Annotated in this window: 15 protein-coding genes and 1 pseudogene; 10 read left to right on the top strand and 6 right to left on the bottom strand. The window is 59.9% G+C overall.

Annotation, left to right across the window (positions count from 1 at the left end):
- Window positions 1-52 precede the first annotated feature (52 nt).
- From pheT to infC, 6 genes are all read right to left on the bottom strand, one after another.
- The gene (gene pheT, locus ACZ5FP_RS02765) at window positions 53-2,467 is read right to left on the bottom strand and encodes a phenylalanine--tRNA ligase subunit beta (RefSeq protein WP_464661994.1); all 2,415 of its coding nucleotides are present in this window, start codon (window positions 2,465-2,467) and stop codon (window positions 53-55) included.
- A 95-nt stretch (window positions 2,468-2,562) separates the two neighbouring features.
- Complete coding sequence (gene pheS / locus ACZ5FP_RS02760; RefSeq protein WP_464661993.1) at window positions 2,563-3,645, bottom strand: phenylalanine--tRNA ligase subunit alpha; 1,083 nt, start codon at window positions 3,643-3,645, stop codon at window positions 2,563-2,565.
- 135 nt (window positions 3,646-3,780) lie between these two features.
- Window positions 3,781-4,182 (bottom strand): 50S ribosomal protein L20, encoded by a 402-nt coding sequence (gene rplT, locus ACZ5FP_RS02755; protein ID WP_091879294.1) that lies wholly within the window; start codon window positions 4,180-4,182, stop codon window positions 3,781-3,783.
- 31 nt (window positions 4,183-4,213) lie between these two features.
- The gene (gene rpmI / locus ACZ5FP_RS02750) at window positions 4,214-4,414 is read right to left on the bottom strand and encodes a 50S ribosomal protein L35 (RefSeq protein ID WP_008127399.1); all 201 of its coding nucleotides are present in this window, start codon (window positions 4,412-4,414) and stop codon (window positions 4,214-4,216) included.
- 193 nt (window positions 4,415-4,607) lie between these two features.
- Window positions 4,608-5,231, bottom strand: a complete 624-nt coding sequence (locus ACZ5FP_RS02745; RefSeq protein WP_464661991.1) for a methyltransferase family protein — start codon at window positions 5,229-5,231, stop codon at window positions 4,608-4,610.
- A gap of 75 nt (window positions 5,232-5,306) precedes the next feature.
- Entirely contained in the window at window positions 5,307-5,843 is a 537-nt protein-coding gene (gene infC, locus ACZ5FP_RS02740; RefSeq protein WP_105734100.1) for a translation initiation factor IF-3, read from the bottom strand.
- Window positions 5,844-6,068: 225 nt separating this feature from the next.
- Here infC and ACZ5FP_RS02735 point away from each other — a divergent pair, with 225 nt between their 5' ends.
- The 10 genes and pseudogenes from ACZ5FP_RS02735 to ACZ5FP_RS02690 all read left to right on the top strand — a co-directional run bounded on the left by ACZ5FP_RS02735 (window position 6,069) and on the right by ACZ5FP_RS02690 (window position 15,272).
- Window positions 6,069-6,860 (top strand): alpha/beta hydrolase, encoded by a 792-nt coding sequence (locus ACZ5FP_RS02735; RefSeq protein ID WP_464661990.1) that lies wholly within the window; start codon window positions 6,069-6,071, stop codon window positions 6,858-6,860.
- Between the two features lie 23 nt (window positions 6,861-6,883).
- Entirely contained in the window at window positions 6,884-8,029 is a 1,146-nt protein-coding gene (locus ACZ5FP_RS02730; RefSeq protein ID WP_463013045.1) for a benzoate/H(+) symporter BenE family transporter, read from the top strand.
- A gap of 115 nt (window positions 8,030-8,144) precedes the next feature.
- Entirely contained in the window at window positions 8,145-8,585 is a 441-nt protein-coding gene (locus ACZ5FP_RS02725) for a DUF2852 domain-containing protein (RefSeq protein WP_464661988.1), read from the top strand.
- Window positions 8,586-8,710: 125 nt separating this feature from the next.
- The gene (locus tag ACZ5FP_RS02720) at window positions 8,711-9,469 is read left to right on the top strand and encodes a M48 family metallopeptidase (protein ID WP_464661986.1); all 759 of its coding nucleotides are present in this window, start codon (window positions 8,711-8,713) and stop codon (window positions 9,467-9,469) included.
- Window positions 9,469-10,110: a YdcF family protein gene (locus tag ACZ5FP_RS02715; protein WP_464661984.1), complete on the top strand. Its 642-nt coding sequence runs from the start codon at window positions 9,469-9,471 to the stop codon at window positions 10,108-10,110. Before ACZ5FP_RS02720 ends, ACZ5FP_RS02715 begins: the two co-directional genes overlap by 1 nt.
- 64 nt (window positions 10,111-10,174) lie before the next feature.
- Window positions 10,175-10,834 (top strand): phosphoribosylanthranilate isomerase, encoded by a 660-nt coding sequence (locus ACZ5FP_RS02710; protein WP_464661983.1) that lies wholly within the window; start codon window positions 10,175-10,177, stop codon window positions 10,832-10,834.
- Window positions 10,835-10,851: 17 nt separating this feature from the next.
- Window positions 10,852-12,100: pseudogene (gene trpB, locus ACZ5FP_RS02705) on the top strand (tryptophan synthase subunit beta).
- A 2-nt stretch (window positions 12,101-12,102) separates the two neighbouring features.
- The gene (gene trpA / locus ACZ5FP_RS02700; protein ID WP_223613980.1) at window positions 12,103-12,942 is read left to right on the top strand and encodes a tryptophan synthase subunit alpha; all 840 of its coding nucleotides are present in this window, start codon (window positions 12,103-12,105) and stop codon (window positions 12,940-12,942) included.
- 41 nt (window positions 12,943-12,983) lie between these two features.
- Complete coding sequence (accD, locus tag ACZ5FP_RS02695; RefSeq protein ID WP_223613979.1) at window positions 12,984-13,901, top strand: acetyl-CoA carboxylase, carboxyltransferase subunit beta; 918 nt, start codon at window positions 12,984-12,986, stop codon at window positions 13,899-13,901.
- Between the two features lie 42 nt (window positions 13,902-13,943).
- Entirely contained in the window at window positions 13,944-15,272 is a 1,329-nt protein-coding gene (locus ACZ5FP_RS02690; protein WP_464663147.1) for a bifunctional folylpolyglutamate synthase/dihydrofolate synthase, read from the top strand.
- The last annotated feature ends 35 nt before the right edge of the window (window positions 15,273-15,307 follow it).

The following is a 15,307-nucleotide window of genomic DNA, read 5'->3' as shown; positions in this document are numbered from 1 at the left end:
CTTTTTTGTATCCGGATTTTTGCCGGCAAAGCCATGCCGCTTGGTTCGGTCTTTACCCCCGCAGCACGGCGCCCGTCTGTTTGCCCACGCTTTCAACAATCCGTCTGGTCAGCGCATCGAGATCCTCGTCATTGAGCGTGCGCTCCTGCGGCTGAATCGCAACTTCGATGGCAACGGATTTCTTGTCGGCGCCCAGCGAAGGGCCTTCGAACAGATCGAACACCTGAACGCCCGTGATCAGCTTCTTGTCGCCGGCCAGCGCCGCACGAACGATCGAAGCCGCATCCACCGCCTTGTCGACGACGAATGCAAAATCACGCCGTACGGTCTGGAAATCCGACAGTGTCAGCGGCGGCTTGGTGCGTGTCGCCTTCTGCTTCGGCTCGGGGATCGCATCGATGTAGATTTCGAACCCGCACAGCGCCCCCGATACATCGAGCGTTTCCAGCGTCTTCGGGTGGAACTCGCCGAATGTGCCCAGAATGACCTTCGGGCCGAGCTTGATCGTGCCGGAACGGCCGGGATGATACCAGGCCGGACCGCCGGTCTCGATCTGCAGCTTGTCGACGGGCGCACCGCAGGCTTCAAGCGCGGCAAGGGCATCAGCCTTGGCATCGAACACGCCGACCGGCGCGGCATTTCCGGCCCAGTGGCGGCCGGAACCGTCCAGCTTGGCCGTACCGCGGCGCACGCCCGCAGCAACGCGGCGCTGGGTTTCCGGCGTATTGCCTTCATAGGTGCCCGACACCTCGAACAGGGCAAGATCATTGAAGCCACGATCCGCATTGCGCTGCGCCGCAGCCAGCAGGCTTGGCAACAGCGAAGGGCGCATATCCGACATATCGGCGGCAATCGGATTGGCGAGCTTCAGCGACGGCTGGCCGCCGCCGAACAGTTTTGCCTGTTCTTCCGAAATGAACGACCAGGTGACGGCTTCCATCATCCCGCGCGAGGCCAGCGCCCGCTTGGCGTTGCGGGTGCGGATCTGCAGGGTGGTCAGAATCTTGCCGTTGACCGCCGCATGGCTTTGCAGCGGCTGCGGGTCGATACGGTTGACGCCGTGGATACGCATGACTTCTTCCACCAGATCGGCCTTGCCGTCGACATCCGGGCGCCAGGACGGAACCAGCACATCCACCACCTCGCCCGTGCCTTGCGGCTGGAAGCCGAGACGGCTGAGAATGTCGAGGCTTGTCTCGACCGGCACATCGATACCGGTGAGGCGCCTGACCTCCGCTGCCGGGAATGTCACCGACTTCGGCGTGTGGCCCTTATAGCCGACAACTTGGGTTTCGGAAGGCGTGCCGCCGCACAGATCGAGGATCATATGGGTGGCAAGCTCGAGGCCCGGCACCATGAATTCCGGATCGACACCGCGCTCGAACCGGTAGCGCGCATCGGTGATGATACCAAGATTGCGGCCGGTGCGCGCAATGGTCATGGCATCCCAGAGGGCGGACTCAACCACGACATTCGTCGTGTTCTCATCGCAGCCGGAATGTTCACCACCAAGGACACCGGCAAGCGACTCGACGCCTTCCGCATCGGCAATCACACCGATTTCCGGGTTCAGCGTGTATTCCTTGCCATTGAGACCAAGGATCGTCTCGCCTTCCCGTGCCCAGCGCACGGTGAGGTTGCCCTTGACCTTGTCGGCGTCGAACACATGCAGCGGACGGCCGCGATCAAACGTCATGTAGTTAGTGATATCGACCAGCGCATTGATCGGACGCAGGCCGATGGCCATCAGGCGCTGCTGCAGCCATTTCGGGCTCGGTCCGTTCTTCACGCCCTTGACCGTGCGCAGGGCGAAACCTTCACACATCGGCGCGCGGTCGCCGAAATCCAGCGACACGCTGACGGACGGGCTGCCCGTGCCTTTCACCGGCTCGACGGCATTGCTTTTCAACGTGCCGAGCCCGGCAGCGGCCAGATCCCGGGCAACGCCGTAAATGCTGGTGCAGTCGGGACGGTTCGGTGTCAGGTTGATCTCGATGACCGGGTCATCCAGCCCGGCATAGGCCGCAAAACTGGTACCGACAGGGGCGTCAGCCGGCAGATCGATAATGCCGTTGTGCTCGTCCGACATCTGCAGCTCGCGCTCCGAGCACATCATGCCGTGGCTTTCGACGCCGCGAATCTTGCCGACCGAAAGGGTAACATCAATACCGGGGACGTAGGCACCCGGCGCTGCAAACGCGCCGATCAGACCGGCACGGGCATTGGGGGCGCCGCAGACGACCTGCAACGGCTTGCCGTCGCCAGTATCGACGGTGAGCACCTGCAGCTTGTCCGCATCCGGATGGCGTGATGCGGTGAGCACCCTGGCGATGACAAAGGGCTTCAGTGCCGCCTTGTCATCCAGCGATTCCACTTCAAGACCGATCATGGTCAAGGCATCGACGATCTCGCCGAGCGAAGCCTCGGTCTCGAGATGATCTTTGAGCCAGGAGAGGGTGAATTTCATGATTTCACTCGTTTCTCGATTTCAGCGTTTGAGGGTTTCGACAAGGCGAAACCGCTCGCATAAAAGTTCCATGTCAGGCGAAAAGCCGTACCCGATCACGCGCTCAGGCCGCCGAACAGGGTCGGCATGTCGAGCGGGCGGAAGCCGTAATGCTGCAACCAGCGCACATCGGCATCGAAGAAGTCGCGCAGGTCCGGCATGCCGTATTTGAGCATGGCGATGCGATCGATGCCCATGCCCCAGGCAAAGCCCTGATACTCGTCCGGATCAAGCCCGCCATGGCGCAGGACATTCGGATGAACCATGCCGCAACCGAGGATTTCCATCCAGTCCGTGCCCTGGCCGAATTTGACCTCATTGCCCGACCGGTCGCACTGGATATCGACTTCCAGCGACGGCTCGGTGAACGGGAAGAAGGACGGACGGAAGCGCATCTGCAGGGATGGTACCTCGAAGAAAGCCTTGCAGAATTCTTCCAGCACCCACTTCATGTTGGCGACATTCGCCGTCTTGTCGATGACCAGCCCCTCGACCTGATGGAACATCGGCGAGTGGGTGGCATCGGAATCCATGCGGTAGGTCTTGCCGGGAATGACGATGCGGATCGGCGGCTTCTGCTTTTCCATCGTGCGGATCTGCACCGGGCTCGTATGGGTGCGCAGGAGCTTGCGCTCGCCATTCTCATCCGGGTTGAAGAAAAACGTGTCGTGCATCTCCCGCGCGGGATGGCCTTCGGGAAAATTCAGCGCCGTGAAATTGTAATAGTCGGTCTCGACATCCGGGCCTTCGGCAATTGAAAAACCCATATCGGCAAAAATCGCCGTGATTTCATCTACTACCTGGCTGATCGGATGGATGCGCCCGCGCTCGGCCGGTGCGGTGCGCACGGGCAAAGTGACATCCAGCTTTTCCTTTTCGAGGCGCTCGGCAATCGCCGCATCCTTGAGCGTGCTCTTGCGGCTGGCCAGCGCATCGGTGACGCGGTTCTTCAAACCGTTGATGGCCGGTCCCTGCATCTGGCGCTCTTCCGGCGACATCGAGCCCAGCGATTTCAGCTTTTCCGAAATCGAGCCCTTTTTGCCAAGCGCAGCAACACGGACAGCCTCGATGGCCGCTTCGTCATTCGCTGCCTCAATCTGCGCGACCAGCGCGCTTTCCAGTTGTACCAGATCGTCCATGCTTCTCACCTGTTTCGCGTCTTGAGCGATTATGCGATCAATTCAATGCAGAAAATTGAAAAACCCGCGCCAGCCGAGCCAGCGCGGGTTTCCCAAGTCTATAATTCCGAATGTGCTTTGGGAGCGGCGGCTGGCTTAGTGGACAGCGCCTTCAAAAGCATTCGGTGTGGTGTTCTTCAGGTATTCCAGTGCCTTCTTGGCGGAAGCCACGAGTGCACCGAATGCTGCTGGCTCGTGGATCGCGAGATCCGACAGAACCTTGCGGTCAACCTCGATACCGGACTTGCTCAGACCGTCGATGAAACGGCTGTATGTCAGGCCATGCTCACGCACGGCAGCATTGATACGCTGGGTCCAGAGCGCGCGGAACGTGCGCTTCTTGTTCTTGCGATCGCGGTAGGCGTACTGCTTCGAACGATCGACGGCAGCCTTTGCAGTCTTGATGGTATTCTTGCGGCGGCCGCGGAAACCCTCAGCCTGCTTCAGAACTTTTTTATGCTTGGCGTGGGACGTAACGCCCCGTTTGACACGTGCCATGATATGATCTCCTTAAAACGTCGCTGTCGGCTTAAAGGCCGTTGGGCAAGAACTTCTTCACGATTTTCGCATCGGCATCGGCGAGAACCATTGTGCCACGTGCGTCACGAATGAATTTGTTCGAACGTTTGATCATGCCATGGCGTTTGCCAGCGGCGGCGGCTTTAATCTTGCCAGTCCCAGTGATTTTGAACCGTTTCTTGGCGGCCGATTTGGTCTTCATTTTGGGCATTTTGCTACTCCTATTTCTAGGGTTCCCGTCACTCCGATGGAGCCTGAACCCTTCTGATTTCACTTCAGACCGACCAAAGTCTGAAAGCATGCAAAACCGCCACGGCATGCCCTGCCGGGCGGTTTGAACGCGGCCTTATACCCAGAAGCCGGAAAAAGCGCAACTGCTGAATCGTCTTCGATTCCGCAAAAAATCAGTAAAACCGAAAGAAGACGGGCAGAATATTGACCGATTGCAGATATTCGGCGAACTCAAGTAGGGGGTAGGAAATGAAAAAGACCAGTCCGTCTGCCAGCGTCTTGTACAGCATCGAAGACTTGACGCTCAGAACATCCGATTCCCGGTACAGCCTGAGATTGGGGAAGAACCGCGGTACTTCGCGTTTATAGGCAAGGTATGTCTCGCCGAAAACGGTCTCCAGATAACCTTCCTCGGCGATGATGACAAAATGGAAGGCGATATAGCACAGCACCGCCAGGATCAGGGCGACGGTCAGGCTGCCTGTCATCATGCCAATGCCGAAAGCCCCCACGGTACTGAACACGTAAAGCGGGTTGCGGCTCATCGAATAAGGCCCCAGGCGGACGATTTCGGAACTCTTGCGCCCGCCGATGTAGAGCGTGCACCACATGCGGCCAAGGATTGCCAGAACAATCACACCGATGCCGAAATCCTCGATATATTCGTGGGTCCAGTTATCGGCCCAGGCGGATCGAACAGTCAACAAAGCGCCGAGAATCAGAAAAATGACGACTGCCAGCACAATTCGGCGGCGCCGCTGAAACCGGGCCATGTCCTTTGGAGATGTGAGCGCCATGTCAGCCCTTAAATCCGGATCGTTCAAGACAAAAGCCGCCCGAAGGCGGCCTTGGTCTCAAACTGTCGTTCAGCTTCAGCGTGGCGCCAGCACCATCATCATCTGGCGGCCTTCCAATCTTGGCTCGGCCTCAACTTTGGAAATATCGACCGTATCTTCCTTGACCCGGTCGAGCAGCCGCATTCCGAGTTCCTGGTGCGCCATTTCGCGACCACGGAAACGCAATGTCACCTTGACCTTGTCACCTTCGTCGAAGAATCGCTTGATAGCCTTCATCTTCACATCATAATCATGCGTGTCAATGTTCGGTCGCATCTTGATTTCTTTGATTTCGACTGTTTTCTGCTTCTTGCGCGCCTCGGCAGCCTTCTTCTGTCCCTGGTACTTCAGTTTCCCGAGGTCAACAATCTTGCACACCGGCGGCTCGGCATTCGGCACGATCTCGACGAGATCGAGTCCGGCCTCATCGGCCATGGCCAGCGCGGCCTGAATCGTGACGATACCGTGGTTTTCACCTTCGGCATCGATAAGCTGTACCTGGGGTACCCGGATATCGCGGTTGGAACGCGGTCCATCTTTCTGGACCACCTGTGCTCTAAAGGGTCGGCGAATGGCAGTAGTCTCCTTGAATTATTTCGGTCCCGCAAATAGCACCGTCGGGGCCAGCCTGCAATGCTTTGTCTGCAGCGGTTAGCTCAATAACATCTTTTCACGGATAAATCATCTGGTTCAGATATAGGAATATTCGCATTCTATACAATGTGGTTTTCAGTTGAATGGGTTTCATCATCAAATTTTGCATGGCAAAAGCAAGCGGCACATCCTGGAGACTGACACATGACGGCCCACCCGCCGGTATTCCTCACCCTCAACGACATCGAGATCGCCGTGCGCCACCGCGAGGGCGCTGAGCCCGGCATCGTCTGGCTCGGCGGTTACCGTTCGGACATGCTCGGCAGCAAGGCCGAGTGGCTGGATCAATGGGCTGAAGCCAACGGCCACGCATTCCTGCGTCACGATTACTCCGCCCATGGCGAGTCGGGTGGTGCGTTTCGCGACGGCACGATATCCCTCTGGCTCGAACAGAGCCTTGCGGTCTTCAAAAAGTTTTCGTCGGGGCCGCAAATCCTCGTCGGTTCATCCATGGGCGGCTGGATCGCCCTGCGCATGATCGAAGAACTGCAAAAGGCCGGTGAACACAGTCGCGTTGCCGGGCTGGTCCTGATTGCGCCCGCACCCGACTTCACGTCCGAGCTGGTCGAACCCGAATTGACGCCGGACCAGCACCGCCAGCTTGCCGAACGGGGTTATATGGAAGAACCATCCGAATATGCCCCCGAGCCCTATATCTACACCAAGGCGCTCCTGGACGATGGCAGAGCCAATCAGGTGCTCAAGGGTGTGATCCGGACCGGCTGCCCCGTGCACATCCTGCAGGGGATGGAGGACAGGGATGTTCCCTACACCCATGCCCTGCGGCTGGTTGATCACTTGCCGGTTGACGACGTGACGATTACGCTGGTGCGCGATGGCGATCATCGTCTGTCACGCCCGCAGGATCTGGAGCTTCTCACCCGCACCGTGGCTTCGATGGTTGACCGCTCGAAAACCCGCCTGCCCATTCTGTAAATCCTCCCAACAGGTTTCATCCCATGCGCTCCTCCGTGATTGCTTCTGCCGTCGTCGCCGCCATTGTCGGGTTTGGCGGCACGCTCGCACTGATCATCGCGGCGGCACAGGCGCTTGGCGCGACACAGGCGCAGACGGCAAGCTGGGTGACGGCGCTTTGCCTTGCCATGTTTATCTCCACGGGTTTTCTCAGCTGGCGTTACAAGATGCCGATCATCACGGCATGGTCGACGCCGGGACTGGCCCTGATCGGGGCCAGCACGGGCTTTACCATGCAGCAGGGTGTCGGCGCCTTCATCGTCACAGCCATCGCCATCATCATCACGGGACTGGTCAAGCCGGTTTCCGGCCTTGTTTCCAAAATTCCGGCATCAATTGCCTCCGGCATGCTGGCTGGCGTCCTGTTCGCCTTCCTCATCGGCGCTGCGCGAACAATCCCCGTCGATCCGATCTTCGTCCTGCCTTTGGTGCTTCTTTTCTTCGTTATCCGCCTGTTCAATCCGGCCATGGCAGTCCTCGCCGTGCTGTTCGGCGGCATTCTCTTCGCCTTCCTCAGCGGCCGTGTTGCCAGTGTACCGGATATCAGCCTCTCGACACTCACCCTCATCATGCCGGTCTTCGACACACGGGCGATCATCGGCATTGCCCTGCCGCTTTACCTCGTCACCATGGCGTCGCAGAATCTGCCCGGTTTTGCCGTGCTTCGTGCCGCCGGTTACGAGCCGCCGACGGCGGCGGCATTGCAGGTAACAGGGCTCCTTTCATTGCTGACGGCCCCCTTCGGCGCACATACGAGCAACATGGCCGCCATCTCGGCGGCGATCTGCACCGGGCCGGATGCCCATCCGGATCCGGCGCAGCGCTGGCTGACCGGCCCGTTCTACGCGCTGTCCTATCTGATACTGGCCATCTTCGGGGCTTCGCTGGTGGCGCTGTTTGCCGTCCTGCCGGCACCCCTGATCGCTCTGGTCGCCGGTCTCGCCCTGATCGGCGCCTTTGCCAATGCGCTGACGATCGCACTGAAAAACGAGACCGAGCGGCTCGCCGCCGTCGTCACCTTTGCCGTGACCGCATCGGGCATTTCCATTGCCGGAATCGGCGCTGCCTTCTGGGCGCTGGTGGCGGGCCTGCTTGTGGTTGCCTTCGATCACGCAAAGAAACATATCTGATTCCAAGCCCTTACGGCATTCGAGCCCGGCATTTCTTGAAAAGCCGCAATCCGTCTCCCATGTCGTAAACAATCGACCAATTGGGGTCGGGCTTTCGTGAGAAGGAAGGGCTTTTATGAACAATGCTGCTTTGATCCGGCCGGGCTGGACCCCAGCAACCATCGCCCTGATGGTTATTGGTTTCATGCTGTTCTGGCCGCTTGGTTTCGCCATGCTCGCTTACATCCTTTGGGGTAACCGGCTGGATGGTTTTAAGCGCGACGTCAGCCGCGCTACCGATGGCTTCTGCGGCGCATTCCGTCGCGGCAAGGGTCCGTCCTTTGGACGCGGTTCGTTCGGCACAGGCAATGTCGCCTTCGACGAATGGCGCGAAAAGGAACTGGAGCGCCTGGCCGAGGAACGCCGCAAGCTCGAAGAGATGCGCGCCGCGTTCGAGGACTACGCGCATGAACTGCGCCGTGCCAAGGACCGGGAAGAGTTTGACCGCTTCATGGCTGAACGCAATGCCGCGGCAAAGAAGCCGTCTTCGGGCGCCAACGACGCCGAAGAGGAATAACACCATCCTGCGGACGGTTCCCTCCAGTCCTGTCCGCATTTCCCCAGCGAAGCGGCGCCGGAGCGATCCGGCGCCGCCTCTGTTTTGTCTCACGGCTTTCACCCGAATCAATTAAAGTCCCGCCCATGATCCTTTCGCTGTTCCGAAGCCCGCCGAAAAAATCCGCGACGCTGAAAGCCGAGCGGAGCTACGAGGTTGCGGGCCGTGTCCTGCCGTTGCGCGTGATGGAAAACCCGCGCGCGACGCGTCTCACCCTGCGCATCGATGCGGGCGGCAAGGGCTTGCGGATCACCGTGCCGCCGGGGATGCCGGCGCGCGAAGTCGACAAATTCCTGGCGCGTCACGAGGGCTGGATCGAGACCCGCATTGCCAAGATGCCGGACCAGCCCAAAGTGCGGCCGGGGGTCAAGATTCCGATCCGCGGCGTCCCGCATCTCATCGTGCATGAACCGGACAAGCGCGGAACTGTAAGACAGAAGAACGGCGCGGAGGGCCCGCGATTGATCGTCCATGGCGACCGGCCGCATCTGGCGCGCCGGGTCGGTGACTTCCTCAAACGGGAAGCACGGCACGATCTGGACATGCTGGTGGCGCGGCATACCGCAACGGTCGGACGACGGGCCAAGATTATCCGCCTCAAGGATACCAAAAGCCGCTGGGGCTCCTGCACCTCGGACGGCACCCTCTCCTTTTCCTGGCGCATCATGATGGCGCCGCCGCCGATCATCGACTATCTCGTGGCGCATGAAGTTGCCCATCTGAAAGAGATGAACCACGGACCAAAATTCTGGAAGCTTTGCGGCGAGCTCTGCCCGGATACGGAACGCTGCAAGGCCTGGTTGAAACGCAACGGCAGCGCCCTTCAGGCGATTGATTTCAGCTGATGCCGGAACCAGTCACGCCTGCCATAGAAGCGGCCGCCCGAGTCCTCTGGAATTTCCATCTCGTCTATGACCCGCTGGGCCCGGCCGACCTGATCATCGGCCTCGGCAGCTACGACCTGCGCGTGGCCGACCGCTGTGCCGATCTGTGGCATCAGGGGCTGGCCGCCAAAATCCTGTTTACCGGCAAGGCCGGCAACTGGACCAACCATCTCTACACAACGAGCGAGGCGGAAGCATTTGCCGCGCGCGCCATTGGCGCTGGCGTCCCGGCCGACGCGATTCTGATTGAACCGAACGCGACCAATATCGGCGAGAATATCCGGTTTGCGCGGGAAATGGCTGGTGATACGGTCAAGCGCGTGATCATCGTCACCAAACCGCAGACGCAGCGCCGGGCCTTCGCGACGGTGCGTGCGCAATGGCCGGAGATAAACGCCGCGGTGACGGCACCGTTGCACGGCTTTCAGGATCAACCGCTCACGACCTATCCGCTCGACCGGCTGATCCATGAGATGGTTGGCGACGTCAAGCGCATCGTCGACTATCCGGTCAAAGGCTTTCAGATTGCGCAATCGGTCCCTCCGGCTGTCGCAGATGCGTTCGATTTCCTTGTCAAAGCGGGCTATGACCACCACCTTTAGTATCGAAGGATAAACCGCGCAAAATCCTCGACTCTTGCGCGTTTTCGTGGCACTGGCACCGGTTATGAGCCTTGATATCAAAATATGCGGATTAAAGACCGACGAAGCCGTTGCGGCAGCGCTGGATGAAGGCGCGTCGCATATCGGTTTTATCTTTTTCCCCAAAAGCCCGCGCAATGTCGATGCGCAGACCGCCGGCCGCCTGCGCCGCGCCGCAGTCGGTCGGGCGAAGGCCGTTGCCGTCACCGTAAATGCAGACGACGCAACGCTTGATGCGATTGTTGCCGAGATGCAGCCCGACATGCTGCAGTTGCATGGCGACGAAAGTCCGGCCCGTGTCAGCGCCGTGAAGCAGCGCTACGGATTGCCTGTCATCAAGGCTCTGGCGCTGCGCGAACGCCGCGATCTTGACGCGATTAGCCCCTATATCGGTATTGCCGATGGCTTTCTCTTCGATGCCAAACCACCCAAGGGATCGGACCTTCCGGGAGGAAATGGCGTGTCTTTCGACTGGCAAATCCTCGGCGGCCTTGACGCCCCGGTCAATTACATGCTTTCCGGGGGCCTCAACGCCGGTAATATTGCCGGGGCGCTGGAAGCGACGAATGCGCGCGGTATCGATATTTCGTCCGGCGTCGAGTCCGCGCCGGGTGTAAAAGATGTTAGCCTGATCAGAGAATTTTTCCGGGTTGCGCGCGCCGCCAAAAGCGCCGATGTGGCCTGAACAAACGGAGCGGAACGGTGGACAAGGCGGTTGAACCCAATTCATTCAAGACAGGTCCTGACGAAGAGGGCATGTTCGGTATTTTCGGCGGGCGTTTCGTTGCTGAAACGCTGATGCCGCTGATCCTTGAATTGCAGCAGGCCTATGACGACGCCAAGAATGATCCGGCCTTCAAGGCCGAGCTGCGTGAATTGTCCACCAACTACGCCGGGCGCCCGTCAAAACTCTATTATGCCGAAGGTTTGACCAGGCATGTCCGCCAGCTGGCCAAGGACAAGGGTCTTGATGGCGGCGCGAAAATCTACTTCAAGCGCGAAGACCTCAACCATACCGGCAGCCACAAGATCAACAATTGCCTTGGCCAGATCCTGCTGGCCAAGCGCATGGGCAAGACCCGCATCATCGCGGAAACCGGTGCCGGCCAGCACGGCGTTGCCTCAGCGACGGTTTCGGCACGGTTCGGCCTCCCCTGCGTCGTCTATATGGGCGCAACCGACGTCGAACGGCAGGCACCCAATGTTTTCCGCATGAAGCTGCTGGGCGCTGAAGTGAAGCCCGTCGCCTCCGGCCACGGCACGTTGAAGGATGCGATGAACGAGGCTGCGCGACTGGGTCTCGAATGTCGATGACACCTACTACCTCATCGGCACCGCTGCAGGCCCGCATCCCTATCCGGAACTGGTGCGCGATTTCCAGTCGGTGATCGGCGAGGAAGCACGCGCGCAGATTCTCGAGCGTGAAGGCCGCCTGCCCGATACGATCATTGCGGCCGTCGGCGGCGGTTCCAACGCCATCGGCCTGTTCCATCCCTTCCTTGACGACAAGAGTGTCGAAATCATCGGCGTTGAAGCCGGCGGCCGCGGCCTCGACGGCGAAGAGCATTGCGCCTCCATGAGTGCCGGCAGCCCGGGCGTGCTGCACGGCAACCGCACTTATCTCTTGCAGAACAAGGACGGCCAGATTCTCGATGGCCATTCGGTTTCCGCCGGCCTCGATTATCCGGGCGTCGGACCGGAGCATTCCTGGCTGCGCGATACCGGCCGGGTTTCCTATGTACCGATCCTCGATGACGAGGCTCTCGATGCGTTCCAGCTGACGACACGCGTCGAAGGCATCATTCCCGCGCTTGAATCGGCCCACGCCATTGCCCAGGCGGTGAAAATCGCGCCTGAAATGGCGCAGGACAAGATCATGATCGTCAACCTGTCGGGCCGCGGCGACAAGGATGTGCATACGGTCGGCAAACTCATGGGTATGGAGATTTAAGCATGGCGACCCGTATCGACAGAAAATTTGCCGCGTTGAAGGCGGAGGGGCGTCCGGCACTCGTAACCTATTTCATGGGCGGCGATCCGGATTATGAGACCTCGCTGAAGATCATGAAGGCACTGCCCGGTTCCGGTTCGGATATCATCGAGCTCGGCGTTCCCTTTTCCGACCCGATGGCCGACGGCCCGGCAATTCAGGCAGCTGGCCTGCGTGCCCTGAAAAAGGGCATGTCGCTGACAAAGACGCTCGCACTTGCCGCGAGCTTCCGCGAGAGCGACAACACCACACCGATCGTTCTGATGGGGTATTACAATCCGATTTATATCTATGGTGTCGACCGCTTCCTCAGGGATGCGGTGGCCTCCGGTATCGACGGCTTGATCATCGTCGACCTGCCGCCGGAAATGGATGCGGAACTGTGCATTCCCGCCATCAAGGCCGGCATCAACTTCATCCGGCTGGCCACACCGACGACGGATGAGAAGCGTCTTCCCAAGGTGCTGCAGAACACATCCGGCTTTGTGTACTACGTCTCGATGAACGGCATCACCGGTTCTGCCCTGCCCGATACGAGCAGGGTGGCGGATGCGGTCAAGCGCATCAAGCAGCATACGGACCTGCCGGTTGTGGTCGGGTTCGGCGTCAAGACCGCCGAGCAGGCCAAGGTGATCGGCACCGCAGCGGATGGCGTTGTCGTCGGCACCGCAATCGTCAATGCCGTTGCCAATACAATCCGTCCGGATGGCTCGCTTGTGGCCGATCCGGCCGAAGCCGTCGCCACGATGGTGCAGGGACTTTCCAGCGGCGTGCGCGCCGTGCGCCTTGCAGCGGCGGAATAGAAGCCCTAAATCAAAATACCGACGAGAGAACAGGACCGATCATGAACTGGATCACAAATTACGTCCGGCCGAAGATCAATTCGATGCTTGGTCGCCGCGAAATGCCCGAAAACCTCTGGATCAAGGATCCGGTTTCGGGCGAGATGGTCTTCCATACGGATCTGGAAAAGAACCAGTGGGTCGTGCCGTCGTCCGGCCACCACATGCGCATTCGTGCCAAGGACCGCCTGCGCTACTTTTTCGATGATGGCGCCTACGAATTGCTGGAACAGCCGAAAGTGGTCACCGATCCGCTGAAGTTCCGTGACGAAAAGCGCTATATCGACCGCCTGAAGGAACATCGCGCCAAGTCCGGCGTCGAAGATACGATCATCAACGCGCTGGGTACCATCGAAGGCCTGCCAATTGTGGCAACGGTTCAGGATTTCAGCTTCATCGGCGGATCGCTGGGCATGGCGGCAGGCGAAGCCATCATCAAGGCGTTTGAAACGGCAATCGCCCAGAAGCGGCCGCTCGTTCTTTTCGCTGCCTCCGGCGGCGCCCGCATGCAGGAAGGCATTCTTTCGCTGATGCAGCTGCCGCGCACCACCGTTGCGGTGGAAATGCTGAAGGAAGCGGGCCTGCCCTATATCGTGGTCCTCACCAACCCGACCACGGGCGGCGTCACCGCCTCCTACGCCATGCTGGGCGACATCCATATTGCCGAGCCGGGCGCGCTGATCGGCTTTGCCGGACAACGCGTCATCGAGCAGACCATTCGGGAAAAGCTGCCGGAAGGCTTCCAGACCGCCGAATACCTGAAAGCCCATGGCATGGTCGACATGGTCGTGCCGCGCACCGAACTCAAAGCCACCATTGCGCGTCTGTTGAAGATGCTCATGGGCGAAAAGGCCACCGAGGTTCCCGTTGCCAAACCGAATGGCGCGGCGCTGCCGGCAACGATTGAAGCCGAAGCTTGATTCAATTGATGGTTCTGGAGGCCTTTGCCGTTGGCTTTGTCTGTGTCGTCGAAGGCTGAGGCGATTATCGAGCGTTTGCTCGGGCTTCACCCGAAGGGTTTTGACCTGTCGCTGGGGCGCGTCACGCGTCTTCTCCATGCCTTGGGCAATCCGCACCTGAAAATGCCTCCCGTCATCCACGTGGCGGGCACCAACGGCAAGGGGTCATGCGTTGCTTTCTCCAGGGCGCTTTTGGAAGCTGCCGGTTATACGGTGCACGTGCACACCTCGCCGCATCTCGTTCACTGGTATGAACGCTACAGACTGGGTGCACCGGGCGGCGGCAAGCTGGTCGACGATGAAACCTTTGCCGACGCCCTCACCCGGGTTGAGGAAGCCAATGCCGGTCAGGCCATCACCGTTTTCGAGATACTGACCGCCGTCACCTTCGTCCTGTTTTCCGAACATCCGGCCGATGCCGTGATCCTCGAGGTCGGGCTTGGCGGCCGTTTCGACGCCACGAACGTCATTCCGGAGCCTGCGGTCAGCGTCATCATGCCGATCTCGCTCGATCACCAGCCCTATCTCGGCGACAGGGTGGAGCTGATCGCAGCGGAGAAAGCCGGTATCATCAAGCCGGGCTGCCCGGTTGTCATCGGTGCGCAGGAAGAAGAAGCGGCACGCATGGTGCTGATCGAAACGGCCGAGCGGCGGGATTGCCCCTTTGCCGTCTACGGCCAGGATTTTCTTGCCTTCGAAGAACGCGGCCGGATGATCTATCAGGACAATACGGGCCTCCTCGACCTGCCCTTGCCGGCCTTGCTCGGGCGGCATCAGTTGTCCAATGCCGCAGCCGCCATCCAGGCGGTGAAGACGGCGGGTTTCACGCTGCCGGATTATGCCATCGAAACGGCCATGACAACCGTCGAATGGCCCGCCCGCATGCAGCGCCTGATCAAGGGCAAGCTGGTCGAGCTGGCAGTACCCGGTTCGGAAATATGGCTCGATGGCGGCCACAACCCCGGTGCAGGCCTGGTGGTTGCCGAGGCGATCGCCTCGCTGGAAGACCGCAGCCCGCGGCCGCTTTTCCTGATCACCGGAATGATCAACACGAAAGACCCCATCGGCTATTTCGAAGCCTTCACCGGCATGGCGCGGCATGTCTATACGGTGCCGATCCGCTCCAGCGATTCCGGTATTCCGCATGAACAGCTGGCGATTGCCGCCGGCGATGCCGGCCTTTCCGCCGAGCCGGTGCATTCCGTCGAGAATGCGCTGAAAATATTGCGGGACAGCTGGGACAAGTCCGAGCCCGCACCCCGCATTCTCATCGGCGGCTCGCTGTATCTCGCCGGCGACGTTCTGGCCGAAAACGGCACCCCGCCGCAATAAAAAACCCGGCACGAATACCGGGTTTGATGAATGTC

This window comes from Phyllobacterium sp. T2-21 (assembly GCF_055378485.1).
This window is presented reverse-complemented; position numbering and strand designations above follow the sequence as displayed.